At 69.9% G+C, this 24,955-nt stretch carries 25 protein-coding genes and 2 tRNA genes; 13 read left to right on the top strand and 14 right to left on the bottom strand.

The window, feature by feature from the left end:
* Window positions 1-55 precede the first annotated feature (55 nt).
* Window positions 56-1,654 (bottom strand): phytoene desaturase family protein, encoded by a 1,599-nt coding sequence (locus VFZ39_RS03030; protein WP_330864246.1) that lies wholly within the window; start codon window positions 1,652-1,654, stop codon window positions 56-58.
* On the bottom strand, window positions 1,651-2,880 hold the full coding sequence (locus VFZ39_RS03025) for an aminomethyltransferase family protein (protein ID WP_330864245.1): 1,230 nt from the start codon (window positions 2,878-2,880) through the stop codon (window positions 1,651-1,653). The genes VFZ39_RS03030 and VFZ39_RS03025 overlap by 4 nt, the downstream gene beginning before the upstream one ends.
* A gap of 64 nt (window positions 2,881-2,944) precedes the next feature.
* Here VFZ39_RS03025 and VFZ39_RS03020 point away from each other — a divergent pair, with 64 nt between their 5' ends.
* Genes VFZ39_RS03020 through VFZ39_RS03010 form a run of 3 tightly spaced genes read left to right on the top strand, consistent with a single transcriptional unit; the run spans window position 2,945 to window position 4,931 of the window.
* Entirely contained in the window at window positions 2,945-3,568 is a 624-nt protein-coding gene (locus VFZ39_RS03020; RefSeq protein ID WP_330864244.1) for a TetR/AcrR family transcriptional regulator, read from the top strand.
* 23 nt (window positions 3,569-3,591) lie between these two features.
* Window positions 3,592-4,158: a SigE family RNA polymerase sigma factor gene (locus VFZ39_RS03015; RefSeq protein WP_330864243.1), complete on the top strand. Its 567-nt coding sequence runs from the start codon at window positions 3,592-3,594 to the stop codon at window positions 4,156-4,158.
* Complete coding sequence (locus VFZ39_RS03010) at window positions 4,155-4,931, top strand: hypothetical protein (RefSeq protein WP_330864242.1); 777 nt, start codon at window positions 4,155-4,157, stop codon at window positions 4,929-4,931. Before VFZ39_RS03015 ends, VFZ39_RS03010 begins: the two co-directional genes overlap by 4 nt.
* A gap of 6 nt (window positions 4,932-4,937) precedes the next feature.
* Here the strand turns inward: VFZ39_RS03010 and VFZ39_RS03005 are convergent, their stop codons facing one another.
* The 7 genes from VFZ39_RS03005 to VFZ39_RS02975 all read right to left on the bottom strand — a co-directional run bounded on the left by VFZ39_RS03005 (window position 4,938) and on the right by VFZ39_RS02975 (window position 12,616).
* Complete coding sequence (locus tag VFZ39_RS03005; RefSeq protein ID WP_330864241.1) at window positions 4,938-5,378, bottom strand: thioesterase family protein; 441 nt, start codon at window positions 5,376-5,378, stop codon at window positions 4,938-4,940.
* On the bottom strand, window positions 5,375-6,313 hold the full coding sequence (locus tag VFZ39_RS03000; protein ID WP_330864240.1) for a 3-hydroxyacyl-CoA dehydrogenase NAD-binding domain-containing protein: 939 nt from the start codon (window positions 6,311-6,313) through the stop codon (window positions 5,375-5,377). The genes VFZ39_RS03005 and VFZ39_RS03000 overlap by 4 nt, the downstream gene beginning before the upstream one ends.
* A complete protein-coding gene (locus VFZ39_RS02995; protein WP_330864239.1) occupies window positions 6,310-7,200 on the bottom strand; it encodes a 3-keto-5-aminohexanoate cleavage protein in 891 nt (296 codons plus the stop codon). The genes VFZ39_RS03000 and VFZ39_RS02995 overlap by 4 nt, the downstream gene beginning before the upstream one ends.
* 98 nt (window positions 7,201-7,298) lie before the next feature.
* A complete protein-coding gene (locus tag VFZ39_RS02990; RefSeq protein ID WP_330864238.1) occupies window positions 7,299-9,104 on the bottom strand; it encodes an ABC transporter ATP-binding protein in 1,806 nt (601 codons plus the stop codon).
* A complete protein-coding gene (locus VFZ39_RS02985; protein ID WP_330864237.1) occupies window positions 9,104-9,976 on the bottom strand; it encodes an ABC transporter permease in 873 nt (290 codons plus the stop codon). Before VFZ39_RS02985 ends, VFZ39_RS02990 begins: the two co-directional genes overlap by 1 nt.
* Entirely contained in the window at window positions 9,973-11,010 is a 1,038-nt protein-coding gene (locus VFZ39_RS02980) for an ABC transporter permease (RefSeq protein WP_330864236.1), read from the bottom strand. The genes VFZ39_RS02985 and VFZ39_RS02980 overlap by 4 nt, the downstream gene beginning before the upstream one ends.
* Before the next feature lie 19 nt (window positions 11,011-11,029).
* Window positions 11,030-12,616, bottom strand: a complete 1,587-nt coding sequence (locus tag VFZ39_RS02975; RefSeq protein ID WP_330864235.1) for an ABC transporter substrate-binding protein — start codon at window positions 12,614-12,616, stop codon at window positions 11,030-11,032.
* Window positions 12,617-12,763: 147 nt separating this feature from the next.
* Between VFZ39_RS02975 and VFZ39_RS02970 the strand changes: the two genes are divergently transcribed.
* The 3 genes from VFZ39_RS02970 to VFZ39_RS02960 all read left to right on the top strand — a co-directional run bounded on the left by VFZ39_RS02970 (window position 12,764) and on the right by VFZ39_RS02960 (window position 16,531).
* Entirely contained in the window at window positions 12,764-13,513 is a 750-nt protein-coding gene (locus VFZ39_RS02970; protein ID WP_330864234.1) for an IclR family transcriptional regulator, read from the top strand.
* A gap of 38 nt (window positions 13,514-13,551) precedes the next feature.
* Entirely contained in the window at window positions 13,552-14,082 is a 531-nt protein-coding gene (locus VFZ39_RS02965) for a CGNR zinc finger domain-containing protein (protein ID WP_330864233.1), read from the top strand.
* 124 nt (window positions 14,083-14,206) lie between these two features.
* On the top strand, window positions 14,207-16,531 hold the full coding sequence (locus tag VFZ39_RS02960) for an arylsulfatase (RefSeq protein ID WP_330864232.1): 2,325 nt from the start codon (window positions 14,207-14,209) through the stop codon (window positions 16,529-16,531).
* 39 nt (window positions 16,532-16,570) lie between these two features.
* Here VFZ39_RS02960 and VFZ39_RS02955 read toward each other — a convergent pair whose 3' ends face one another.
* Window positions 16,571-16,894: a hypothetical protein gene (locus VFZ39_RS02955; protein ID WP_330864231.1), complete on the bottom strand. Its 324-nt coding sequence runs from the start codon at window positions 16,892-16,894 to the stop codon at window positions 16,571-16,573.
* 120 nt (window positions 16,895-17,014) lie between these two features.
* Between VFZ39_RS02955 and VFZ39_RS02950 the strand changes: the two genes are divergently transcribed.
* The 4 genes from VFZ39_RS02950 to VFZ39_RS02935 all read left to right on the top strand — a co-directional run bounded on the left by VFZ39_RS02950 (window position 17,015) and on the right by VFZ39_RS02935 (window position 20,454).
* Window positions 17,015-17,938, top strand: coding sequence for a LysR family transcriptional regulator (locus tag VFZ39_RS02950; RefSeq protein WP_330864230.1), 924 nt, complete (start codon window positions 17,015-17,017; stop codon window positions 17,936-17,938).
* 76 nt (window positions 17,939-18,014) lie between these two features.
* Window positions 18,015-19,169, top strand: coding sequence for an acyl-CoA dehydrogenase family protein (locus tag VFZ39_RS02945; protein ID WP_330864229.1), 1,155 nt, complete (start codon window positions 18,015-18,017; stop codon window positions 19,167-19,169).
* Entirely contained in the window at window positions 19,166-19,969 is an 804-nt protein-coding gene (locus VFZ39_RS02940) for an enoyl-CoA hydratase-related protein (protein ID WP_330864228.1), read from the top strand. Before VFZ39_RS02945 ends, VFZ39_RS02940 begins: the two co-directional genes overlap by 4 nt.
* A gap of 128 nt (window positions 19,970-20,097) precedes the next feature.
* Window positions 20,098-20,454: a hypothetical protein gene (locus VFZ39_RS02935; protein ID WP_330864227.1), complete on the top strand. Its 357-nt coding sequence runs from the start codon at window positions 20,098-20,100 to the stop codon at window positions 20,452-20,454.
* Window positions 20,455-20,541: 87 nt separating this feature from the next.
* On the opposite strand, the gene VFZ39_RS02930 is transcribed toward VFZ39_RS02935, so the two are convergent.
* Both VFZ39_RS02930 and VFZ39_RS02925 read right to left on the bottom strand, forming a co-directional pair.
* A tRNA-Lys gene (locus VFZ39_RS02930) sits at window positions 20,542-20,614 on the bottom strand.
* A gap of 123 nt (window positions 20,615-20,737) precedes the next feature.
* The gene (locus VFZ39_RS02925) at window positions 20,738-22,216 is read right to left on the bottom strand and encodes a phytoene desaturase family protein (RefSeq protein WP_330864226.1); all 1,479 of its coding nucleotides are present in this window, start codon (window positions 22,214-22,216) and stop codon (window positions 20,738-20,740) included.
* A gap of 99 nt (window positions 22,217-22,315) precedes the next feature.
* Between VFZ39_RS02925 and VFZ39_RS02920 the strand changes: the two genes are divergently transcribed.
* Window positions 22,316-23,263, top strand: a complete 948-nt coding sequence (locus VFZ39_RS02920) for a pirin family protein (protein WP_330864225.1) — start codon at window positions 22,316-22,318, stop codon at window positions 23,261-23,263.
* A gap of 219 nt (window positions 23,264-23,482) precedes the next feature.
* Complete coding sequence (locus VFZ39_RS02915; protein WP_330864224.1) at window positions 23,483-23,875, top strand: hypothetical protein; 393 nt, start codon at window positions 23,483-23,485, stop codon at window positions 23,873-23,875.
* A 60-nt stretch (window positions 23,876-23,935) separates the two neighbouring features.
* On the opposite strand, the gene VFZ39_RS02910 is transcribed toward VFZ39_RS02915, so the two are convergent.
* Together VFZ39_RS02910 and orn are read right to left on the bottom strand one after the other, a co-directional pair.
* A tRNA-His gene (locus tag VFZ39_RS02910) sits at window positions 23,936-24,011 on the bottom strand.
* Between the two features lie 46 nt (window positions 24,012-24,057).
* Entirely contained in the window at window positions 24,058-24,705 is a 648-nt protein-coding gene (gene orn, locus VFZ39_RS02905) for an oligoribonuclease (protein WP_330864223.1), read from the bottom strand.
* A 91-nt stretch (window positions 24,706-24,796) separates the two neighbouring features.
* Between orn and VFZ39_RS02900 the strand changes: the two genes are divergently transcribed.
* On the top strand, window positions 24,797-24,955 hold a 159-nt coding region (locus VFZ39_RS02900; RefSeq protein WP_330864262.1), incomplete at its 3' end, for a MauE/DoxX family redox-associated membrane protein.

Here is a 24,955-nt window from a genome sequence, read left to right as displayed (position 1 = left end):
ACCCGGGGGAGGACGCGGCTGACCGTTCCGGTCGGCCGCGTCCTCCCGTGTCGTCTCAGCCCTTGAGGTCGCGCAGGATCCGTTGGCTGGCCAGCCGACCCGGAGAACCGATCACGCAGCCGCCGGGGTGGGTGCCCGAGCCGCACTGGTAGTAGCCGTCGATCGGGGTCGCGTACCGGCTCCAGCCCGGTGCCGGCCGGAAGAAGTACATCTGAGGTGCCAGGAACTCGCCCGCGAAGATGTTGCCCTCGGTGAGCCCGGTCTGTCGCTCGATGTCGACCGGCGTGACGACCTCGCGGTGCAGCACGAGCCTGCCGAAGCCAGGGAAGTGCTCCTCGAGCACGGCCTGCGCCTTGTCGCCGAACCGGTCGCGCTCGGTCTCCCAGTCGCTGCCGCGCAGCTCGTACGGCGCGTACTGCACGAAGCACGACATGACGTGCTTGCCCGGCGGGGCCATGTCGGGGTCGACGACGGACTGGATCGCGGCGTCGATGAAGGGCCGCTCGGAGTACCAGCCGTACTTGGCGGCGTCGAACGCCCTCTCGACGTACTCGATCGTCGGGCCGATGTTGAGGAAGCCACCGTAGTGGTCGACGGTGTCGGGTAGGGCGGGGAACACCGGCAGTCCGTCGAGGGCGAAGTTCACCTTGGCCGAGACGCCCCGGAACTTCATCCGCTCGATGTTGTCGACCAGGTCGCCCGGCAGCGTGCGGGGGTCGACGAGGTCGAGGAAGGTACGACGTGGATCGAGTGCCGAGACCACCACCGGGGCGCGGAGCTCAGTGCCGTCCTCGAGGGCGACGCCGACCGCCTTGCCGTCCTGCTGCAGCACCGCCGTGACCGGCGACTCGAGCCGGATCTCGGCGCCGAACGACTCGGCCGCCCGCGCCAGGACCTGGGTGAAGCCGCCGTTGCCACCCTTGTGGAACGCCCAGGACCCGAGGTGGCCGTCGTGCTCGCCCATCTTGTGGAACAGCAGCACCAGCCCTGACCCCGGCGACATCGGCCCGATCTTGTTGCCGATCACCGACGACGACGCGTGGAACCCCTTCACCGCGTCGTTCTCGAAGTAGTCGTCGAGCCAGTCCGACGCGCTGCCGGTGAGCAGCCGGACCACGTCGTGCATGACCTTCCGCTCGACCCCTCCGAGGTGGTCGAGCAGCCACTTCACGTCCGCCTGGTCCTCGGGGTCCTTGCCGAAGACGTCGGGGGGCGCGGTGTCGAACAGCGGTCGGATCACCTGGCAGACCCGGTCGAGGTCGTGGTGGTAGCGGTCGTACGCGTCCGCGTCGTGAGCGGAGTGACGGCGGATCTCCTGCAGGTTCTGGCCGTGGTCGTCGCCGAGCAGCAGGTAGTCGCCGTCACCGGTGGGGTGGAAGGAGGACGGCATCATCAGCGGCATGAACCCGTGCTCGACGAGGTTCAGCTCCTGGATGATGTCCGGCCGCAGCAGGCTGAGGGCGTACGAGAACGTCGTGAACGAGAAGCCCGGCAGCAGCTCCTCGGTGATGGCGGCGCCGCCGACGAGGTGTCGGCGCTCGAGGACGAGTGTGCGGAGACCGGCCTTCGCGAGGTAGGCGGCGTTGGTGAGTCCGTTGTGTCCGCCGCCAACGACGATGGCGTCCCACTCGCCCTTGGGCTTGGGGGTGTTCATGAGTCTCCTGTCCGGGCAGTCTTGCGGGGCGGGTCGAAGTGGGCCGCTCGGGTGGTGGTTGCGGCCACCGTGGTCGTGCGGTGGAGCAGCGAGATCTCCAGCCTCACGTCGGCACCTGGCCGGTCCCTGGTCGGAGCCAGCTCGGGGCGGACCCGAGCGAGGCCGATGTGCCGTTGGAGGACCGGGCTGTACATGAAGCTGGTCGCGTACCCCCCCAGCTCCTCCCCGGCGACGTCGTACACCATCGACTCGTAGGGGAGGGGGTGCTCGTCCTTGGGCGGGAACACCCCGGAGTCGCGGTGCAGGTGGTCCCAGTCGTGCCAGTCGACCACGATGCCCACGCTGGCCCAGCGGCTGCTGCCCTCGGTGAGCTCCCGCCGGATCGCGCTGCCGCCGACGAAGGCCCGGTCGCCGTCGCGCACGCCGCGGAGCATCCAGCCGAGGCCGAGCTCCTTGGGGGTGACGCGCTGCTCATCGGTGAAGGCCGTCCTCGAGCTCTGCCACTCGACGTCGATCAGCGGGAGGCCGGCCTCGATGCGCAGCATCATCAACGCCTCCTCGCCGAACGGGCGGAGGCCGTGGCCGTCACCGGCGTCGAGCACCGTGTCGAGCACGTCCAGCGCGCGGTCGGTCGGCACGGTGATCTCGTAACCGAGGTCGCCGGTGTAGCCGGTGCGACTCAGGGTCACCTCGGTGTCGGCCATCTTCACCTGGGTGTGAGCGAAGAACCCGAGGTCGTGCACCTCGGGCGCGAGCGTCGCGAGGACTCTGGCGCTGCGCGGCCCCTGGATCGCCAGCATCGCGTAGTCGTCCGACACGTCTTCCAGCTCGACCCGGAGCCGCCGGCCGTGGTCGGCGAACCACCCGAGCGTCGGGCGGGCCGCCGTGAGTAGGAAGTCGTCGTCGGAGTGCCGGAACACGACACCGTCTTCCATGACGAAGCCGCGGTCGTCGCACCACAGGGTGTAGTGCGCCTGCCCGGGTCGGCAGGTCCGGATGTCACGGGTGAGCACGCCTGCCAGGAGCGCCTCCGCGTCGGGTCCGGTGATCCGGTACTTGTACAGCGGTGAGGTGTCGAACACCCCGACGCTGTTGCGGACGGCGAAGTACTCGTGCTTGGGGGCGTGGCTGTACCGCAGCGGTGACAGGTGCGCCTGCCAGTGCGTGTAGAGGCCCTGGGTGTTGAGCTCGTTGAGCCGCCCGTGGAACGGAGTGGTCTTGTACACGCGTACAACATCGCATTTGCGGACCGCTCGATCAATACGTTCTACTCCGCCTGTGTCTCCACGGATGAGTAACGAGGACCGTCGCCGCCTGATGGTGGAGGCGGCGCTCACCGTGATGCTCCGCAAGGGGATCGCAGCCACTACCGCCCGCGATGTCGCGGCGGAGATGGAGTCCTCGCCGGGATTGATCCACCACTACTTCGACTCCATGGACGAGCTCGTCGCAGCGGCGTTCGAGGAGGTCGCCACTCGCGGCATCGAGGTGCTCCGCGAGGCCGTCAGCCGCGAGTCCGAGCCGACGGGTCGGCTCTCGGAGTTCTTCCGGTCCTACCTCCGCGACGACCGCGACTGGGCGTTCCAGCTCTGGCTCGACGCCTGGGCCGACGCCAACCGGAGTCCGACCCTGCAGGCCGCGTCACGGCGCCTGAACCTCGAGTGGCAGCAGCTGCTGGCCGAGCTGATCGCCGAGGGCGTCGCAGCCGGCACGTTCACCTGCCCCGACGTGCCTGCCGCCGCGTGGCGGATTCTCTCGATCCTCGACGGGCTGACTCTTCAGGCGGTCGCCCACGGCGAGCCGTTCGACCGTGCCTGGGTGCTGCCCTGGTCAGCAGGCGTCGCGGAGCGGGAGCTCGGGCTCCCACCCGGTGCGATCGATCTGAAAGATGTGGAATCTCCGGTCAACCATTGACACGGAGCGTCGTCTGATCACATGTGGATGTAGTGCGGACGGCGTACGAGCCAGGCTCGGGCGCTGAGCCCTGGCTGCGTCCGGTCGCGGAGGACCGGGACACGGTGGTCGCCAACCTGTTCGTCCTGCACCACCGACGCCTCGTCGGGCTCGCGGCGCTGCTGGTTGACGACCGCCGCACGGCGGAGGACGTCGTGCAGGAGGCTTTCCTGGGCCTCTACCGGCGCTGGCACAAGCTGCGCGACCCGGACGCCGCGGTGACGTTCCTGAACCGGTCCGTCGTCAACGGAGGGCGGGACACGCTTCGTCGCAGGCGGCGAGGGGGTGCGGCGATGCTGCGACTGGTGCCGCGGTCGGAGGAGCTGGCGTCGGCCGAGCAGTCGGTCGTCGATGCTGCTGAGCACGATCAGCTGTGGACTGCCGTGGTGCAGCTGCCGATGAGGCAGCGACAGGTGCTGGTGCTGCGCTACTACCTAGACCAGAGCGAGGCCGAGATCGCGGACACGCTCGGGATCTCACGGGGGTCCGTCAAGAAACATGCGAGCCGCGGCATTGCCGCGCTCTCGTCACAGTGGGAGGCAAGCTCATGAGCACGCGGGAGATCGAGCGTGAGCTGGTGGATGTCCTCCACCGACACGCGGAGGATGCCATGACCGGTACCGACACTCACACCGAGCACGAGAGGTTCAGGGAGCAGATCGAGATCGGCCCCGACAACACCCCCCGCAACCGGTGGACCGTCGGTGTCGCTGCCGCGGCGGCGGTGATGGCCGGGATCGGCGTGTGGGCGCTGGGCGACAAAGGCGGTGAAAACGGAACCCCGCCGGCGGCGCCGTCGGAGGTCCTCTCCGACGCCGAGATCGCGCAGGGCTTCGTCGAGGCGTACGGCGACGGCGACGTGGTACGGGCCGCGACGTACCTCGCGCCGGGCCGCGAGCCCTACCCCGACTGGGAGATGTACGTCGAGCGCGACGTCGTGTGGGGCATGACCTTCCTCTTCGAGCCGTGTGAGGCGAAGACCGAGACCCCGTTCGGCACGGCCGTTCTCTGTCCCTTCGACATCCACACGGCGTACTCCGAGGCGATGGGCGCGGGTCCCTTCACCGGCAACAGCTTCACCGTGTACGTCAAGCACGGCGCTGTCGTCCAGGCCGACTACCAGATGCCGTACGCGACCAACGGCCAGGCCACTTACGTCGAAGGGGTGTGGGCCTGGGTGGCGCACAACTATCCGCAGGACTGGGACTTCTTGAGTCTGGACGAACCCGACGTTCCGAAGGCACAGTGGTCGCGCTGGCTGCGGATGTGGGACGACGCCCTCGACGCCTACCACGAGGCTGAGACCGGAGGCGACGCCGAGTAGCCGCAATTATTGGCGGAGCCGGATCTGGCCGCTTGCTCCATCGGGTGGAGTGACGCAGACGGCGCGCGCTCGGTCCGCGACGGCGTCGGGCAACGGCGCGGAGGAGCCGCCGCGTACGTGCACGCCCAGGACCTCCTCGCTGGCGCGGAGCCGGTCCGAGGCCCACAGCTCGTGCCAGATCCACAGCAGCTTGGAGGTGACGCCGATGATCGACGAGCGGACCTCCAGCTCGCTGCCTGCGGACACTTCGTCCAAGTAGCGGATGTGCGCCTCAACCGTGTACAGCGAGGCGTCGTTCGCGGTGCGGTACTCCGGACCCAGCCCGACGGCGTCCATCACGGCGTCGGTGGCGTGGCCGAGCACCAGCACGTAGTAGGCCTCGGACAGATGCCCGTTGTAGTCGATCCACGCGTCCTGGACGGGCTCGCGCCAGACGGAGAAGGTCACGCCCGACCCAGCGCCCGCAGCACCGCGATCACGCCGCGGTCGCGCTCGGCCACGAGATCGTCGATGGTGCGGTCGCCGGCCTCGCGGAGGCACCCGTCCACCACGGCGTCGCGCAGCTCGGGTGTGAGCTCGGCGGCCTGCAGCCGGGTCCACGGCGAGAGCAGCGACGGCCCGAAGTGGTCCAGCATGTGCGCCATGCCGCCCTGTCCGCCCGCCAGGTGGAAGGTGAGCATCGGCCCGTGGATCGGCCAGCGCAGGCCCGGCCCGTCGGTGATCGAGAGGTCGATCTGCTCCACTGTCGCCTCCCCGGCGGCCACCATGTGCAACGCCTCACGCCACAGCGCCTCCTGCAGCCGGTTGGCGATGAAGCCGGGCACCTCGTGATCCATCGTGATCACCGACTTGCCGGCCAGCCGGAAGAAGTCCGAGGCCCACGCCACCACGTCAGGGTCGGTGAGCTTGCCGCCGACCACCTCCACGAGCGGGATGAGGTACGGCGGGTTGAACGGGTGCCCGACGACCGTGCGTCCCGGGTCGGCGCAGTCCGTCTGCATCTCCGTCATGGCGTAGCCGGAGGTCGACGACGAGATGACCACGCCCTCCGGCGTCACGGCGTCGATGTCGGCCAGCAGCCGACGCTTGAGGTCCAAGTCCTCCGGAGCACTCTCCTGGACGAAGTCGGCCTGTGCGCAGGCCGCCGCGAGGTCGGGCTCGTAGGCCAGGTTCGACCGAGCCGCGCCGTCGGCCAGCCCGAGCTCGGTCAGCGCCGGCCAGGCAGCGTCGACCAGGTGACGCAAACGCTCCTCCGCGCCGTCACCCGGGTCCCAGGCGACGACGCGGTAGCCGCGGGCCAGGAAGTAGGCGACCCACCCGCCACCGATGACGCCGGCACCGGCGCAGACGACGGTACGGACGTCCTCGGGACTCGGCCTCATCGAGACCGCGCCTTCAGCTGCAGGATCTCACGCCCCTCGTCGGGGGTGGCCACCTTCGCGCCCATGCTCTCCACGATCGTCCTGGCCCGCTCGACCAGCTGGGCGTTGGTCGCCTTCACGCCCCGGCTCAGGTAGAGGTTGTCCTCGAGACCCACGCGGACGTGACCCCCGAGCAGCACTGACTGCGCCACCCAGGGCATCTGCATCGGACCGAGCGCGAACGACGCCCACACCGCGTCCGCGGGCAGCTGCTTGACCATGGCCGCGAGGGTCAGCGGGTCGGCGGGCGCGCCGTACGGGATGCCCATGCACAGCTGGTACATCGCCGGGGCGTCGATCAGCCCCTCCTCGACCAGCTGCTTGGCGAACCACAGGTGGCCGGTGTCGAAGATCTCCATCTCGCAGCGGACGCCGAGCTCCTGGATCTTCTTCGCGCCCTCGCGAAGCATGTCGGGGGTGCTGACGTAGACCAGGCTGCCCTCGCCGAAGTTGAGGCTGCCGCAGTCGAGGGTGCAGATGTCGGGCAGCAGCTCCTCGACGTGCGGCAGCCGGTCGACCCCGCTGACCAGGTCGGTCCCGTCGAGGAACGACGTGGGCTGGTGGGGGTCCAGCACCAGGTCGCCGCCCATGCCGGCAGTGGTGTTGATGACGACGTCGACGTCGGAGGCACGGATCCGCTCCACGACCTCGCGGTACAACGCCACGTCGCGTGACCCCTTCCCGGACTCGGGGTCCCGCACGTGGATGTGCACGATGGTGGCCCCCGCTCGTGCCGCCGCGATGCCCGACTCGGCGATCTGCTCGGGAGTCACGGGCACGTGCTCCGAACGGCCGACGGTGTCGCCGGCCCCGGTCAGGGCGCAGGTGATCATGACGTTGCGGTTCACGGGGAGGACTCCTTCGGGTGCTGCGGGTGGGTGTCGACGTCGATGGACCGGAGGCCGGAGGGCCGGGTCCCCGCTATGGAGGCAGGCACGCTGGGGCCTCAGTCGATCCTCGGGCTGTTGTTCAACAGCGTGCGGGTGTAGTCCTCGCGCGGGTTGTCCATCACCTCGACCACCGGGCCGGCCTCGACGACGCGGCCCCGCTGGAGGATCTCCACGCGGGAGGCGATCGAGCGCACCAGCGCGAGGTTGTGGGTCACGAAGAGCATGCTGATGCCGCGCTCCTGCCGCAGGCCCTCGAGCAGCTCCACGATCGAGCCCTGCACCGACACGTCGAGTGCCGACGTGATCTCGTCGCAGATGATCACGTCGGGCTCGGCGGCGAGTGCCCGGGCGATCGCGACCCGCTGCCGCTCGCCGCCCGAGAGCCGGCTCGCCTGGTAGCGGAGCATGGCCGGGCCGAGGGCCACCTGGTCGAGCAGGGCGACGACGCGGTCCGTCGCCTCCTTGCCCTTGGCGATCCCGAACAGCTCCATCGGACGCTTCACGATCTGCTCGATCGTCAGCCGCGGGTTCAGCGAGAGGTACGGGTTCTGGAAGATGTACTGCAGTCGCTTGCGGTTGAGCGCGCTGCGCTGACGAGCACCCCGGGCGAGCGGGTCGCCCTCGAACGCGATCGTGCCCTTCCAGTCCTTGTGCAGCCCACCGACCGACCGCGAGATCGTGGTCTTGCCGCTGCCGGACTCCCCGACCAGCGCCACCACCTCGGCCTTGGCGAGGTCGAAGCTCACGTCGTGGACGACGTGCGTGCGGCCGTAGAACACGTCGAGTCCCTCGACCGACAGGATCACCTCGCGCGGCTTGTCCGGGTCTGCGTCGGGCACGGTGCCGCGGGAGATGTCCCACGATCCGATCTCGTGTGCCCGGATGCACCGGACATCGTGCGCGTCCGCGATCGGGAGGAGGGCCGGGACGGCGGTGCGGCACTCATCGATCGCGAAGGAGCACCGGTCGTTGAACCGGCAGCCGGCGGGGCGTGCCCCCGGGGCGGGTGTACGACCCGGGATGCCGGTGAGCGCCCGCGCCTGGCTCAAGTGCGGGATCGAGTCCAGCAGCGCCCGGGTGTAGGGGTGCGACGGGTTGCTGAAGATCGCGTCGCGGGGGCCGAGCTCCACGATCTGACCGGCGTACATGACAGCGACCCGGTCGGCGATGTTGGCGACCACCGCCAGGTCGTGGGTCACGTACAGCGCGCTGACGCCGTGCGCCCGGCACAGCTCGGCCATCGTCGCCAGCACCATCGCCTGGGTGGTCACGTCGAGGCCGGTGGTGGGCTCGTCGAGCACCAGCACCTTCGGCTTGGGCAGGAACGCCATCGCGAGCGCGACCCGCTGGACCTGGCCACCGGACAGCTGGTGGGCGTAGCGGCTCAGGAACTCGTCGTCGTTGGGCAGACCGACCTCGGCCAGCCCATCCCGAGCACCCTGGCGCCGGGACTCCGAAGTCCCGATGCCGCGCAGCTCCTGCAGCTCGACGAGCTGCTTGCCGATCCGGATGCTCGGGTTGAGCGCGGAAGCCGGGTCCTGCGGGACGTAGGCGATCTCTTCGCCGCGCACCTGCCGCATGTCGCGCCAGTGCATCGCGAGCACGTCTCGCTCCTCGAGGAGCACCTTGCCCGCCGAGATCACGGCGCCGGCCCGGGAGTAGCCGAGCAGGGAGGTGCCGACGGTCGTCTTCCCGGAGCCCGACTCGCCGACCAGGCCGACGACCTCGCCGGGGTGCAGGACGAGGTCGATGTCGTCGACGACGTCGACGTCCTTGCCCGTGAGCATGACCTCCAGGTCCTCGACGACCAGCCCGCCGGTCGGCGCCTTCGCGGTGGCGGGGCCCTGCTCGGTCGCCGTCATCAGGCCTCTCCTCGCTGGGCGACCTGCGCGATGCCGTCGGCCATCAGGTTGGTGCCGATGCAAAAGATCGCGATGATCAGCACCGGCGCCAGGACGGCCCAGGGCTGGGTCGGCAGTCCCAGGCCGTTCTCCTGGATCATCTGGCCCCAGTTGGCCGCCCCCGGGTCGGCCGAGAACCCGAGGAAGCCGAGCGAGCCGACGAACCCGATCGAGAAGGTGAGTCGCAGCCCACCCTCGGCCAGCAGCGGGGCGTTCATGTTCGGGAGCACCTCCGCGACGATCACCCGTGTGCGCTTCTCGCCGAGCGCCTCGGCGGCGGTGACGAAGTCGCGCGAGACCAGGCCGAGTGCGACACCGCGCGCCAGTCGGGCGACTCGAGGGGCGTGCGAGACGCCGACGAGCACGATCAGGATCCAGGCCGTCGGCTGCTCCAGGGCGGTGAGCACGAGCAGGGCAAGCAGGATCTGAGGGAAGGAGAGGACCACGTCGTTGAGACGCATGATCACCTCGTCCCACCAGCCGCCGGCGTAGGCCGCCACGATGCCGATCGCGATGCCCAGGACCATGCCGAGCAGGGTGCCGAAGAGCGCGATGAGAAGGATCTCGCGGCCGCCGTACATCACCCGGCTGAGCACGTCCTGGCCGAGGTAGTCGGTGCCGAGCACCCCTTCCTTGCTGAAGGGAGGCCCGGCCACCTCGGTCTCCCCGAACGGCGCGAGGTAGGGCCCGGCGATCACGAACGCCACGAGCAGCAGGGTGATCCCCAGACCCGCGACGAAGCGCTTCTGCTTCATCGCCTTCCGGAACGTCGAGGGCTCGGCCGGTGCGATGGGCGGCTCGGTCGGGGGTGGGGTCACTGCCTCTGCACTCATGACGAGATCGCCGTCCTCGCGCGTGGGGTCAACAGGATGGACAGGAGGTCCGCGATCAGGTTCACCACGACGTAGACGCTCGCGATGATCATGCTCAGTGCCTGCACCATGGCCACGTCGTGGTTGCGCACCGAGTCCACGAGCTGGCGGCCGATCCCGGGGTAGGAGAACAGCGTCTCGACGACCACGACACCGCCTGCCAGGAAGGCCAGTTGGAGCGCGATCACCTGGATGCCGGGCACGATCGCGTTGAGCAGCGCGTGCTTGCGCATCACGACCTTCTCGGGGATGCCCTTGAGGCGAGCGAGCTCGACGTAGTCGCTGTCGATCACCTCGAGCAACGAGGCGCGCACGATGCGGGACACGTACGGCGTCACCCACAGCACCAGGGTCAGCGTGGGGAGCACCATGCTCTGAGGCTCGTCCCAGGGACTCCCACCCTGCGGGACCAGCGTGACCGCAGGGAGGACCGTGAACACGGTCGTCGCGAACAGCGCGATCAGCAGCACGCCGATGACGAACTCCGGCAGCCCGGCCATGGCCAGCAGGACCGTCTGGATCACGGCGTCCGGGCGCTTGCGGCGGTAGTGCACCGAGATCATCGCGACGATGAAGGCCAGCGGGATCATCACCCCCGCCGAGAGGAGGACCAGCACCGCGGAGTTGAGCACGGTGTCGGAGATCTGCTCACCCACCGGTTGCCCGTTGGCCAGGGACACGCCCAGGTCGCCCGTGAGCAGACCGCCGAGCCAGTCGAGGTACCGCGACACGAGCGACTGGTCAGTGCCGAGGAGCGCCTCCAGCTCGGCCACGCGGCCGGGGTTGGAGTTGTAGTCGCGGCCGAGGATCGCCCGGACCGGGTCGCCCAGGGCGGCCGTGGCCAGGAAGGTGAGGACAGAGACGAGCCACAGGGTCAGGACGGCCAGCCCGAGCCGTCGGGCGATCCACAGTGCCCAGGCAGCCGCGCCGTGCTGGCCCCTCGGCGGGGCGACCTCCTCGAGCGGATCCTGCAGAGCGGTCGCGACGTCAGTCATGCCGAGATCCCTGCCGGCCCTACTGGACCGAGACGTGCTGGAACTTGTAGGAGCCGAGCGGGAGGTACTTGCTCGGCTCGAGACCCTGGACGCCGGCAGCGTAGCCGTCGACCTGCTGGCGGAAGCCCCAGATGATCAGGCCGCCCTCGTTGTACTCGATCTCCTGCGCCTGGTGGAGCAGCTCCGTGCGCTTGGTCTCGTCGAGCTCCTTGGCCGCGGCGTTGACGAGATCCCGGTGCTGCTCGTTGTCCCAGTGCGTCTCGTTGTAGGTGCCGCCCTGGTTCGGCGGGAAGGTGCCGACCACTGCCTGGGGGATGTAGTTGCGCGTGTTCCAGAAGTCCTGCGCGAAGGCGTAGGACAGGTAGTCGTCGTCGTAGAAGGGTGTCTTCTTCGTGACCTTCACGTCGACGCCCGCGGCCTTCGCCTGCTCGGCGAACAGGTTGGCGGCGGCCGGGGCGACCGAGCCGATGTCGTCGCCGGTGAAGAGCTCGACCTGCAGCCCCTCCTGGCCCGCCTCGGCGAGCAGCGACTTGGCCTGGTCGATGTCCTGCTCGCGCTGGGGCAGGTCGCTGTTGAAGGCCGTGTCGAAGGGCGCGTAGAGGTCGTTGCCGAGGATGCCGTAGCCGCTCAGCGTCTGGTCGATCATCTGCTGTCGGTCCACGATCAGGCGCATCGCCTGCCGCACCCGGTTGTCGCTGAAGGGAGCGACGTCGACACGCATCGTGAACGGGATCCAGGCACCGGTGTCGGACACCAGGACGCCGCCACCGGCACCCTCGATGGTCTCGATCAGGTTGTAGGGCAGGTTGTCGACCGTCTGGATCTGGCCGGACTGCAGCGCGTTGACCTTGGAGCTGTCGTCGGCGAAGTCCTGGATCTGCAGCTCGTCGACGAAGGCCGGATCGCCCCAGTAGTCGGCGTACTTGGTGAACGTGCTGGTCTTGCCCGGCTCGAAGGACTTGTAGGCGAACGCGCCGGTGCCGACCGGGTTCGCGATGTCGAAGTCGGTCGGGATGATGCCGAGGGTGTACTCGGCGAGCAGCCCGTCGAGGATCGCGTACGGCGTGTTGAGCACCAGCTCGAGAGTCGTGTCGTCGATCACCTTGGTCGACTGGAAGTCGATGATCTGCGACAGCTGGCCACCGGCGGAGAGCGGCGCCTTCGGATCGGCGACCCGCTGGATGCTGAACCACGCGTCCTCGGCCGTCACGGTCTTGCCGTTGTGGAACGTGACGTCCGGGCGCATCTTGATGGTCCACGTGGTGGCGTCGCTCGAGCCCTCGATCGACTCCGCGAGAGCCGGCTCGAGCTCGTAGTTGCTGTTCCAGAACAGCAGGGGTTCGTAGAGATTGCTCGCCCGGGCGATGTCGGGGTTGGTGACCGGCGCGTGCGGGTCGAGCGTGTCCTTGCTGCCACCGCCGGTCGCGCCGTGGATCAGGACGCCGCCCGAGCCCTGCGGTCCACCGCCGCCACCGCCACCGCCCCCGCCGTCACCTCCGCATCCGGCGAGGAATCCGCTTCCTGCGACCGCAGCGGCACTGACCCCGGAGTAGCGAAGCAGCTGTCGACGGGAGATTTCCAGGTGGCGGCGCGAGGTCTGGTTCACTTGGTGACTCCCTGTTGCGCTATGCGAACGTGTGATGTGATCTACGCAACATAAAGGCGGTGGGTTGTGCCGGTCAATGAATCGGGCCAAACGGTCACTCGGTTGTCACCTTCGACGCAGCGCCCCGCGTCGACCCGGGTTCAGTCGGTGGAGCGCGCTGCGGCCCTGCTTCGAGCCGTGGCGGCGGCGACCGGGTCAGCCGGCTCCGCCACCGCGCTGGCCGCGACGGTCGGGCTCAACCGCACCACGACGTGGCGCATCCTGACCACGCTCGAGCACGAGCGCCTGGTCACGCACGACCCGGAGACCGGGACGTACACACTGGGGTTCGGCCTGATCGACCTGGCCGGCCAGGCCGACGGCGTCGCCCTGGTCCGCTCGGCGCGGGTCGTGCTGCAGCAGTTGGCGGCCGCGGCGCGGGAGACGGCGGCGCTGGCCGTCGTGCGCGGCGGCGCGCTGACCTACGTCGCCGAGTCGACGGCCGATACCGTGGTGGCGGCCGGCTGGCAAGGCCGGGAGGTCGCGATCCACGCGACGTCGACCGGCAAGGTCCTGCTGGCGTTCTCCCACCCGGCCGAGCTCCGCGTGCTCCTGAGGCTGCCGCAGGGCTCGCGACTGCCGCGGTACACCCCGGCGACGATCACCTCGCTGGCCACGCTCGAGAAGGAGCTCGCGCTCACCCGCGAGCGCGGGTACGCCGTGTGCCGGGGCGAGTTCGAGAGCACGGCCTGGGGGGTCTCGGCGCCGGTGCTCGACCTCGCCGGGCACCCGGTCGCGGTCGTCAGCGTCTGGGGGCCGAGCGAACGCCTCGGTGAGGACCGGTTCGAGGAGCTCGGCGCGATGGCCATCGCCGCCGCAGCCGAGATCACAGGGCGAGGGGCCTCGCCGTCTGCCTGAGCATGAGGAGCGATACCGCCTCGATGTAAGGTGTCAGCGTGACTTTCGCACGTGACACCGAGCAGGCGCTGCTCGCGGCGGTGTCGCTCGTCAACTCGGCGGAGGCGCCCGACACGCTCACCTCCCTGGCCGAGCTCGACGAGTTCTGGGCCGGGTTCGGCTACACCGGTCGCCACGACCGTGACGAGGCCGAGCTGGCCGACGTCCGTGCGCTGCGTCCTCGCCTGCGCCAGCTGCTCACCGCCGAGCGCGACACCGCGGTGGAGATGGTCAACGACCTGCTCGAGCGGGCCGAGGCCAGGCCGAAGCTCGTCAGGCACGACGACCTCGACTGGCACCTGCACGTCGTGGATCCGCAGACCCCGCTGGCCGAGCGGATCGCAGTTGAGACCGCGATGGCGATGATCGACGTGATCCGGGCCGACGAGATGTCGCGGCTCGATGTCTGTGCCCAGGACGACTGTCAGGGCGTCGTGCTCGACCTGTCCCGCAACCGCTCCAAGATCTTCTGCAGTCCGTCCTGCAGCAACCGGGCCGCCGTCGCTGCCTACCGCGCCCGCCGACGCTGACCCGCACCCGACGTGCGAGCGCAGCGCGGCCGTCCGGCGCCGATTGCCATTTGCCGACACCGACGCCACAGTGACCACGAACGGGGCCCGCCACCACATCGCCAGGACGGAGGAACGCTGAGCCGTGACCGCCGAGCACCGCCCGAACCCGAGCCGACCCGGTCGGACCGCGCTTCCCCTCGACGTCGACACCACGGCCAGGCCGATCCGCCCGGTCCTGCCGGACGCCGGATCACCCAACGTCGTCATCGTGCTGATCGACGACATGGGGTTCGGCGCGTCGACGGCGTACGGCGGGCCGTGCGAGATGCCCACCGCGCAACGGCTGGCTGACGAGGGGCTGCGCTACAGCCGCTTCCACGTCACGCCGCTGTGCTCGCCGACCCGGCAGGCGCTGATGACCGGCCGGAACCATCACTCGGTCGGGATGGGGGTGACCTCGGAGATGTCGACGCCCGAGCCGGGCTACCACGGCTACCGCCCGGCCAGCGCAGCGACGATCGCCCAGATCCTGGGCGGCAACGGGTACTGCACCGCGGCGTTCGGCAAGTGGCACCAGACCCCGCCGGTCGAGGTCAGTCCGTCCGGCCCCTTCCACCGGTGGCCGATGGGGGAGGGCTTCGACTACTTCTACGGGTTCATGGGCGCGGAGATGAACCACTGGTACCCGCAGCTCTACCAGGGGAGGTACCCGATCGAGCCCGACCGGCTCCCCGAGGACGGCTACCACCTCTCCGAGGACCTGGTCGACCGGGCCATCGAGTGGGTCGAGAACCAGCGTGCGATCACCCCGGACCGGCCGTTCTTCACCTATCTAGCCCTCGGTGCGACGCACGCGCCCTTCCACGTCGCCCCGGAGTGGCGCGACAAGTACGCCGGCCGCTTCGACGCGGGCTGGGACGCCCAGCGCGAGGCCACCTTGGCCCGGCAGAAGGAGCTCGGCGTCGTGCCCGAGTCGGCCGAGCTGGCCCCGTGGGCGGAGGGCGTGCCGCACTGGGACGAGCTCGACGAGACCGAGCGCCGCGTCGCGACCCGGTTCATGGAGACCTACGCCGGCTTCGCGGAGCACGCGGACGTGCAGATCGGCCGCTTCGTCGGTGCCCTCGAGGAGCTCGGCGTGCTCGACGACACGCTGTTCTTCTACCTGCTCGGTGACAACGGCGCGTCCGGTGAGGGCGGTCCGCGCGGCACCTTCCGCGAGCACATGGTCGGTCACGGCATCCAGGACGACACCGCCGACATGGCCGCTCGGCTGGACGCCCTGGGCGACCCGACGACGTATGCCATCTACCCGGTGGGCTGGGCGCTGGCGATGAACACGCCGTACCCGTGGACCAAGCAGATCACCCATCTCGGCGGCACGCGGGACGGCATGATCGTGCGCTGGGGCAACGGCATCGCGTCACGGGGCGAGGTCCGACACCAGTGGCACCACGTGATCGACGTGCTGCCGACGATCCTCGACGCGGTCGGCCTGCCCGAGCCCGAGAGGGTCGGCGGCGTCCGGCAGCAACCGGTCGAGGGCACCAGCCTGCGCTACTCCTTCGACGACGCGGACGCGCCCGACCGGCGCACCACGCAGTACTTCGAGATGATCGGCAACCGGGCCATCTACCACGACGACTGGACGGCCGTGACCCGTCACGGCACGCCCTGGGAGATGGTCGACACCCCCGAGCGTCCCTTCGACGAGGACGTCTGGGAGCTCTACGACCACACGACCGACTGGACCCAGGCGCACGATCTCGCCGACACCGACCCCGATCGGCTGCGCGATCTCCGGCGGGTCTTCGACCAGGAGGCCGAGAAGCACCACGTGCTGCCGCTCGACGACCGGGTCACCGAGCGCGAGAACCCGGACGTGGCCGGCCGGCTCGACCTGCACCGAGGTCGGTCGACCCTGAGCTTCGGCCCGCGGACCGGCCGGCTCAGCGAGGAGGCGGCTCCCAACGTGAAGAACCGTTCCCACGTCATCACCGCCGACCTCGAGGTGCACACCGGGACCAACGGCGTGGTCGTCGCGCAGGGCGGGCGGTTCGGCGGGTGGTCGCTGTATTGCGTGGACGGCGTCCCGGCGTACGCGTACAACTACGTGGGCCGCGACCTCACCACCGTGCGCGGATCCGGGCCGATCACGCCGGGCCGGCACGAGCTCGTCGTCCGGTTCGCCTACGACGGCGGGCCGCCCGGCAGCGGCGCCGAGGTGGTCCTCGAGGTCGATGGCGTCAGCGTCGGTTCGGGCCGGATCCCGGTCACGACGGCGTACTACTTCTCCTTCGACGAGACCTTCAACGTCGGCGTCGACCGAGGCACCCCGGTGACCGATGACTATCTACCGGTGCACAACCGGTTCGAGGGAGTCATCCACCGCGTGCGCTTCGACCTGGCCGACGTCGCCGATCACGGCACCGACGAGGGCCGGGAGCGCGCCGTGATGGTCCATCAGTGACGTCCGCGGTGAGCGACTGCTCCTCGTTGTCCGGGGTGCTCAGCCGGCCATCGCCTCGACCTGCTCCGGCTGAGGCCGACCCTTGTAGCTGCTGACCCTGGCAAGCACCGGCCACCGCGAGGCGGAGCGGCGGGCGCGCAGCGTGGTGAGTGCCGAGTGGGCGGCGATCGCGGCCCACAGGAGGTTGGAGCCGACGCTGGGCCAGGCGCCGTACACAGCGCTGGCTGTACCGGCGAGCAGCCCGGCCACGCCGTTGAGCGCGGAGTAGCGGAGCGACGTCGCGTGCCACCGGCCGCGACTCAGCAGGACGTAGGCAGCGATGCTGCCGATCGTCCCGATCCACCCCATGGCTAACGCGATCATCCCTGTTCCCTCGACGTGCTCCTGCGCGGCCGACTGCCGGCCCGACCGCACCCATGGTGAAGGGATCACCGGGGTTAGCACAATTGCACTTCACGACATCCGGGGTTTAGCATTGCTGAAGTGATCATCGACCCTGGTCGGTTGCGCTTCCTGCTCGCCGTCGCCCGGTACGGCGGCGTCCTCGCCGCAGCAGACGAGCTGGCCGTGACGGCCTCGGCGGTGTCCCAGCAGATCGCCAAGCTCGAGCGGGAGACCGGCCATCTCCTGCTGCACCGGGCGTCGTCCGGCAGCGTGCTGACACCGGCCGGCCTCGCCCTGGCCGAGGCCGCCGAGGACGTCGAGCGCGCGGTCGCGGTGGCCCGCTCCCGACTGGAGGAGACCGCCGCCGAGGTCAGCGGCTCGGTCCGCATCGGGGGCTTCCAGTCGTTCCTGGCCACGGTCCTGGCACCGGCGCTCCCGGACTGGCGCCACCGCTACCCCGCGCTCCGGTTCGGGACCGTGGAGGCCGAGGAGGCCGACCTGATGCGGGACCTGCGGACCGGGATGCTCGACGCGGTCGTCGTCGAGCTCGACGCCGGTGAGAGCTACACACCGCCGCGCGGCACCACCGACGTACCGTTGCTCGACGAGCCGTGGAAGCTGGTCGTTCCTTCGGGCGCCCTGATCACCACGGACGTCATCGACCTGAGTCGCCTCGGTATGCCGTGGATCGGCCTGGACCCCTCTGCCGCGAGCGCCAAGGCGATGCACCGAGTCCGGCGCGAGCTCGGCGGCGAGGAGTCGACTCAGCACAGCTTCTTCAGCTACCAGAACGCTCTCGCGCTCGTCGCTGCCGGCGAGGGGGTCACGCTGGCGCCCGCACTGGCCCTTGAGTCGCTCCCGGCTCAGGGCGTGGACGTCCTGGACGTCCCCGGACTGGGGATGCGCCGGGTCGTGCTGCGTCACCTGACGCGCAACCGGAACGCCAGCCCCACCCTGGCCACCGCCACCACCCTGATCCGCGAGGCCGCTGCGGCGTTCTCGTACGAGTCCTCGGGTATGTGATCTGCTACGAAGCGCAACGTTCGGGCGCTGCAGTGCCGAGAGCCGGATGGACGCAGTCCCGATCCGAGGAGACGCTATGGACTTCGCGTTGACAGATGAGCAGCGCAGCATCGTGGAGGTGACCCGGGCGTTCGTCGAGCGCGAGCTGTACCCGCACGAGGAGGAGGTCGAGCGGACCGGCGTGCTGCCGCCCGAGCTCGCCGCCGAGATCCGCCGCAAGGCCCTGGCGGCCGGGCTGTACGCCGCGAACATGCCCGAGCAGGTCGGCGGAGCCGGCCTGGACGCGGTCACGCTGGTGCTGTTCGAGAAGGAGCTCGGCAAGACCAGCTATGCCTTGCACTACACCGGGGTCGCGCGACCCTCGAACATCCTGCTCGCCGGAACTCCCGACCAGCGGGAGCGCTACCTGCTCCCCTGCGTGCGCGGCGAGCGCGTCGACTGCCTGGCGATGACCGAACCCGAGGCGGGGTCCGATGTCCGCGCGATCCGGACCCGCGCGACCCGCGACGGGGACGACTGGCGGATCAGCGGCACCAAGCACTTCATCAGCCACGCCGACGCGGCCGACTTCGTCATCCTCCTCGCCCGCACCGGCACCGACGACACCGGTCGGGCGACGATGTCGATCTTCCTCGTGGACCTCGACACCCCCGGGGTGGCCCTTCACGACGGCTACCGCAACGTCTCCCACCGCGGGTACACCAACTCGATCATCGACTTCGACGATGTCCGCGTCCCCAGTGACGCGCTGCTCGGCGAGGAGGGCCAGGGGTTCGCGCTGGCGGGCACCTGGCTCGGATCGACCCGGCTCCAGGTGGCTGCGACCTGCCTGGGCAGGGCCGAGCGAGCGCTGGACCTGTCGGTCACGCATGCCGCACGCCGCAAGCAGTTCGGTCAGCCGATCGGTCGGTTCCAGGGGGTCGGCTTCAAGCTGGCCGACATGGCCACGGAGCTGCGGGCCGCGGAGCTGCTCACGCTGCACACCGCGTGGCGGTACGACCAGGGTGCCGCGACCGACGCCGACATCGCGATGGCCAAGCTCAAGGCGACCGAGATGCTGGCGATGGTGGCCGACGAGGCGATCCAGATCCACGGCGGTATGGGGCTCATGGACGAGCTCCCGCTGGAGCGGATCTGGCGCGACGCCCGGATCGAGCGCATCTGGGACGGCACGTCCGAGATCCAGCGCCACATCATCGCCCGCTCGATGCTGCGACCGTTGGGAGCATGACGATGACCCGCGCCCCGCGTGACTGCGTCCGGACCCACCAGGAGGACGGCGTCCTCGAGGTGACCCTCGACCGCCCCAAGGCCAACGCCATCGACCTGGCCACGAGCCGCATGATGGGTGAGGTCTTCGCCGGCTTCCGCGACGACCCCGAGCTCCGGGTGGCGATCCTGCGCACGGCAGGGGAGAAGTTCTTCTCTGCCGGGTGGGACCTCAAGGCCGCGGCCGCCGGCGACCCGGTCGAGGGCGACTACGGCGTCGGTGGCTTCGGCGGGCTCCAGGAGCTGCCCGGGCTCAACAAGCCGGTCATTGCCGCCGTTCACGGGCTCGCGATGGGCGGCGGCTTCGAGCTGGCCCTGTCGTGCGACCTGATCTACGCGTCGGAGAGCACGCAGTTCGGCCTGCCCGAGATCAATGCCGGCACGCTCGCCGACGCGGCCACGGTGAAGCTGCCGAAGCGGATCCCCTACCACGTGGCGATGGAGCTTCTCCTGACGGGCCGCTGGATGGCGGCCACCGAGGCGGCCCGCTGGGGACTGGTCAACGAGGTCCTCCCCGACGACGAGGCGGTCCGCGCGCGTGCCTGGGAGGTCGCACGGATGCTCGCCGCCGGTCCACCGCTGGTGTTCGCCGCGATCAAGGAGACCGCCCGGGTCGCCGAGTCCCTGTCGTTCCAGGAGGCGATGGGCCGGATCACGTCGGGTTCCATACCGACAGTGGCGACGCTCTACGCCTCGGAGGACCAGCTCGAAGGCGCCCGCGCGTTCGCGGAGAAGCGCAAGCCGGTGTGGAAGGGCCGCTGACAGCCTGCAGCGCATCTGCGCTAGACGGGTCATTGACCGTGGGTCCAACGGTCGAGAGTGTGTGCGCAGCCGGCAGGACGATCCTCGGAGCGACCATGCCGAAGACAACCAGGGGGGGTAGGGAACGCATGAGGAAGCTACTGGTAGCGGTGGTGGCGGCGGTGCCGCTCGTCGCCGGTGCGGGAATGGGAGCCGCGCAGGCCGAGAGCGTGAACAAGTCGATCGTGATCAACCAGGACGGGTTCCTGTGCTTCGACGGGTTCGGCAACCAGACGACGAAGGCTGTGAAGGTCGCGACCAGGAGTGGGTCGGTCAAGGTCACCTGTCAGTTCGACGCCGACGACACCAACTGGCCCGACGGCACGAGGATCAACGTGTTCACCTTCGGCGACTGCCGGGTGACCGACTTCAACGGGAACGACATCTGGCTGAACAGCAAGTTCGTCGTGAACAAGAAGGGCGGGGCCAGCATGACCTGCAACTGACAGGTCTGGAACCCGGTGTGGGCAGCAAGCCAAGACGCCCACTCCCGGTTTCCCGGAAACGGGCGTCTGACTTGCGGCTTGTCTCGGTACGCCATCAGGGACTCGAACCCCGAACCCGCTGATTAAGAGTCAGCTGCTCTGCCAATTGAGCTAATGGCGCATGCTGTGGAACGCCCCCGACTTTACCAGCGGCCGACAGCCCGGGAGAAATCGAGACGAGGTGCGAGGGGTGGGGGTTTCGAGGCTCGTCGCTGGCGCTCCTCGCACCTCAGCCACCGCTCGCTCAGCGGGAGGCCAGGACGGCCTGTGCGGCGTTGTGGCCGGCGACGGCGGAGACCGCTCCGCCGCGGCGGGCTCCGGCGCCGCAGACGAGCACCGAGCCGAGGTCGGTCTGGACACCCCACTGCTGGGCGGGCGTCTCGAGCCTGGCCCGGTTGGGGGCCCACGGCCAGTCCAGGTCGCCGTGGAACAGGTGGCCGCCGGGCATCGCCAGCTCCGCTTCGACCTCCTGCGGCGTGGTCGCGGCGATGCAGGGTCTGCCCTCGGAGTCGGTCGCCAGGCAGTCGGCGATCGGCTCCGCCAGGTGCGCGTCGAGCGTGGCCAGGACCCGTTCGACCGCCTCGGACTTGCGGGCGTCGTGGTCGCCCGCGAAGAGGGACGCCGGGACGTGCGAGGCGAGCAGCGCCAGGGTGTGGTGTCCGGCGGGGGAGTCACCCAGGACAGCGGGATCGGCGAGCGACGGACATTCGACGCGCAGCGGGAGCGAGGCCGGTAGCCGACCATCGGCCGCCTCGGCGTACGCCGCCTCGAGCCGGCTCGGCTCGGTGCCGACGTACGTCGTGCGCGCGAACGCCACGCGCGGGTCGACGCACGACGCGAGGGTCGGCAGCCGGTCGAGGAGCAGGTTCACGACGAGCTGGGAGCCGGCCGGCTTCGTCTCCGGCTCCTCGCCCTCGCCCATCAGGATCCGCAGCACCCACGGCGCGACCCCGCCGAGCACGTGGCGTGCCCGGACCGTGCCGCTCTCGCCGGCGCGGTGCCAGGTGACCTCGGCCTCATCGTCGTCCCCACGGATCGCCGAGACCCCGGTTGCACTGACGAGCTCGGCGCCGGCCTCGGTCGCGGCCCGGATCAGCGCGTCGCTCAGGGCCGTCGGTCCGCCGACGGGCGCCTGCCAGCCGTCGGTGGCGCTGCCGAGCCGGCGGTAGAGGAAGCAGCGGTTCTGCGTGAGGGCAGCGTCGGCAAGGGAGGTGGAGCCGGCGCTCAGGGCGTCACCGGCCAGCGCCGCCCTCACCGCGTCGTCGGTGAAGCGCCGCTCGATCGCGGCACCGAGCGGATTCACCACCAGGTCGTCCCAGATGTCGTCCGGCACCTGGTCGCGGATCACCCGCTCGGTGGGGAGGGGTTCGAGCAACGTCGGGGCGACGACGTCCAGCAGCTTGGCGAGATCGGTGTCGAACGCCTCCCAGGCCCCGGCATCCGTGGCCGGTGCGGAAGGCGCCGGCTGCGGTCGTAGCCGCAGGTCGAGGTCGAGGTCGGACACCAGCTGGGCGGGCAGTGACGAGCCGAGAGCGGCGTACCGCGCGAGGCGCACGCCGTGACCCGGAAACGAGTCGACCGATGCGGTGGCACCTCCCATGTGGTCGAGCCGGTCGAACACGAGGACCGAGAGCCCGGCGCGTGCCAGGTAGGCGGCGGCAGCAAGTGCGTTGTGTCCACCTCCGACCACGGTCACGTCGTACGACGGCTGCGCGGGACTCATCGCTCCAACCTAAGGGTTGCTCCATCCAGGCCCACGCAGGAGCGGAATATCAAATCTTCAACTAGGATCGTGGCAGGTGCACTCCTGAGGAGGACCGAGATGCCTGCCATCACCGTCGACGACCTGACCGTCCTGGACCGGCTGCCCGCGCCCGGGCTGGGCGACCAGCCGCGCGCGGTGTGGCAGGTCACGACCGCGCCGGAGGGGCTCGAGGGAGAGGGGTTCCCGGTCCGTCGAGCCTTCGCGGGGATCGACCTGGCGCAGCTGGACCCGTTCATCATGATGGACCAGATGGGCGAGGTGGACTACGCGCCGGGCGAGCCGAAGGGCACGCCGTGGCACCCGCACCGCGGCTTCGAGACCGTCACCTACATCATCGACGGTGTCTTCGACCACCAGGACTCACACGGCGGCGGCGGCTCCATCACCAACGGCGACACGCAGTGGATGACGGCCGGCGCCGGGATCCTTCACATCGAGGCGCCGCCGGAGTGGCTGGTCGAGAAGGGCGGCCTCTTCCACGGCATCCAGCTCTGGGTGAACCTGCCGCGCGACGCGAAGCTCAACGACCCGAAGTACCAGGACCTCCGCTCCGGTGAGGTCGCGCTCGTCGCGTCGTCCGACGCGGGTGCGCTGGTCCGCGTCATCGCGGGCGAGGTCTCCGGCCACCACGGCCCCGGCTCGACGTTCACGCCGATGACCCTGGTGCACGCGACGATCGAACCGGGGGCAAGGCTCGACCTCCCCTGGAACGTCGACTTCAACGCCCTGGTCTACGTGCTCAACGGGTCCGGCTCCGTCGGTACGACGGAACAGCCGATCCACACCGGTCAGGCAGCCGTGCTGGGCTCCGGCGACTACGTGACCGTCACCGCCGACGGACGGCAGGAGAGCCGGTCACCCGCGATGGACGTGATCGTGGTCGGCGGCCGCCCGATCCGCGAGCCGCTGGCCTGGGCCGGACCGTTCGTGATGAACACCAAGGCCGAGGTCATGCAGGCCTATGAGGACTTCCAGCGCGGCCACTTCGGTCACATCCCTGCCTGATCCGGGACCGTGTGGCATCCGTGTCACCAGGTGACACCGACGCCACACAGACACTCGGACACAGCTCACTTCTCCGGCGGCGGCCGGGTCTTGACCCGATCTTGAGGGACCGATGACGCGCGGCTGAGCCGACCCCGGTCACGGTGAGGGCACGACAAACCCAACCGTGGCCCCTGGGCCGCACACCAGGTGACTGGACCGAAGGAATCGAGGAACAACATGAAGACCATGCGTACCGGTGCCGCAACCGCCGTCCTGATCGCCGCCACGCTCCCGGCCTTCACGGTCGGCACGGCGCACGCGAGCGACGGTGAGGTCGAGCGGCGCGGTTCGTGCTCGGGCAGCGCGGACTGGAAGCTCAAGGCCAAGCCCGACAACGGCGGTCTTGAGGTGGAGGGCGAGGTCGACAGCAACCGCAACGGCCAGAGGTGGCGCTGGGTGCTGCGCCGCAACGGGAACGTCGTCGACCGAGGGACCGGCACGACCCGGGGACCGAGCGGGTCGTTCGACGTCGAGCGCCACACCGGCAACGCGCAGGGCCAGGACACCTTCCGGTTCCGGGCCGTGCACAAGGCCAGCGGCCAGGTCTGCAGGGGCCGGATCCGCATCTGAACCTGAGACGAGACCGGCCCCTGGCCCGTCGAGGAACGGATCAGGGGCCGGTCTGCCGTCTGGGGTGAGCGACGGGGCTTGAACCCGCGACCCTCGCGACCACAACGCGATGCTCTACCAGCTGAGCTACGCCCACCATGGATGACCCCGGCACGCGGCCGGGGACCGGAAAGATTGTAGCCCTAGGGCGCGTCCGTCTCCGCATCGGGAGCAGGCGGCGGACCGAGCCCGGTGAGGGAGCCGCCGTGCCGGGCCGCGATCTCGCGGGCGGTGTCGGTATCGGGTCCGGGAGCGGGTACGAACACCGCCTCCCGGTAGTAGCGCAGCTCCTCGATGCTCTCCTGGATGTCGGCCAGGGCGCGGTGGTTGCCGCGCTTGGCGGGCGACTGGAAGTAGGCGCGAGGGAACCAGCGGCGGGAGAGCTCCTTGATCGAGGACACGTCCACGTTCCGGTAGTGGAGGAACGACTCGAGGGTCGGCATGTCGCGCGCCAGGAACGTGCGGTCGGTCGCGACCGAGTTGCCCGCCAGCGGCGGCCGGCTCTGGGCGCCGCACTGCTCCTTGATGTAGGCCAGCACCTGCTGCTCGGCCTCGGCCAGGGTGATCCCGTTCTCGAGCTCGGCGAGGAGCCCGGACTTCTCGTGCATCGAGCGGACGAAGTCCGTCATCTGCTCCAGCGCCTCCGCCGGAGGCTTCACGATCAGGTCGATGCCCTCGCCGAGCACGTTGAGGTCGAAGTCCGTGACGAGCGCGGCCACCTCGATCAGCGCGTCGGCCACGTAGTCGAGGCCGGTCATCTCGCAGTCGATCCACACCAGTCGTTCGTTCACGAGGATTCACCCTAACCGTCGCGGGCGGGGCGCGGATCCCCTCAGGTCGGACTCAGCGCTCTCTCAGACCCCAGCCGTACCATCTGGGCCCGTGACGGCGTGGGTCGGGCTCGTGGCGCGGTTGGTGACCGGGGGCGTGTGGATCGTGGCGGGCGCTCTGAAGGTTGCGGACCCCGCCGGGAGCGTGCGGGCCGTCCGTGCGTACGACCTGTTGCCCGAGGCCCTGGTGCAGCCCGTCGGGTACGTGCTG

The organism is Nocardioides sp., assembly GCF_036374615.1.
Taxonomy (GTDB): domain Bacteria; phylum Actinomycetota; class Actinomycetes; order Propionibacteriales; family Nocardioidaceae; genus Nocardioides.
The sequence above is the reverse complement of the archived record's forward strand: the minus strand, read 5'-3'. Positions and strand labels throughout refer to the sequence as shown.

Coding starts and splice junctions, on each gene's coding strand:
- VFZ39_RS03010 (WP_330864242.1), top strand. CDS start 4,155: ATGAGCACGCGGGAGATCGAGCGTGAGCTGGTGGATGTCCTCCACCGA.
- VFZ39_RS02925 (WP_330864226.1), bottom strand. CDS start 22,216: ATGAGTCCCGCGCAGCCGTCGTACGACGTGACCGTGGTCGGAGGTGGA.
- VFZ39_RS03000 (WP_330864240.1), bottom strand. CDS start 6,313: ATGAGGCCGAGTCCCGAGGACGTCCGTACCGTCGTCTGCGCCGGTGCC.
- VFZ39_RS02990 (WP_330864238.1), bottom strand. CDS start 9,104: ATGACGGCGACCGAGCAGGGCCCCGCCACCGCGAAGGCGCCGACCGGC.
- VFZ39_RS02985 (WP_330864237.1), bottom strand. CDS start 9,976: ATGAGTGCAGAGGCAGTGACCCCACCCCCGACCGAGCCGCCCATCGCA.
- VFZ39_RS02980 (WP_330864236.1), bottom strand. CDS start 11,010: ATGACTGACGTCGCGACCGCTCTGCAGGATCCGCTCGAGGAGGTCGCC.
- VFZ39_RS03030 (WP_330864246.1), bottom strand. CDS start 1,654: ATGAACACCCCCAAGCCCAAGGGCGAGTGGGACGCCATCGTCGTTGGC.
- VFZ39_RS02935 (WP_330864227.1), top strand. CDS start 20,098: ATGAGGAAGCTACTGGTAGCGGTGGTGGCGGCGGTGCCGCTCGTCGCC.
- VFZ39_RS02915 (WP_330864224.1), top strand. CDS start 23,483: ATGAAGACCATGCGTACCGGTGCCGCAACCGCCGTCCTGATCGCCGCC.
- VFZ39_RS02920 (WP_330864225.1), top strand. CDS start 22,316: ATGCCTGCCATCACCGTCGACGACCTGACCGTCCTGGACCGGCTGCCC.
- VFZ39_RS03020 (WP_330864244.1), top strand. CDS start 2,945: ATGAGTAACGAGGACCGTCGCCGCCTGATGGTGGAGGCGGCGCTCACC.
- VFZ39_RS02955 (WP_330864231.1), bottom strand. CDS start 16,894: ATGATCGCGTTAGCCATGGGGTGGATCGGGACGATCGGCAGCATCGCT.
- VFZ39_RS02940 (WP_330864228.1), top strand. CDS start 19,166: ATGACGATGACCCGCGCCCCGCGTGACTGCGTCCGGACCCACCAGGAG.
- VFZ39_RS02945 (WP_330864229.1), top strand. CDS start 18,015: ATGGACTTCGCGTTGACAGATGAGCAGCGCAGCATCGTGGAGGTGACC.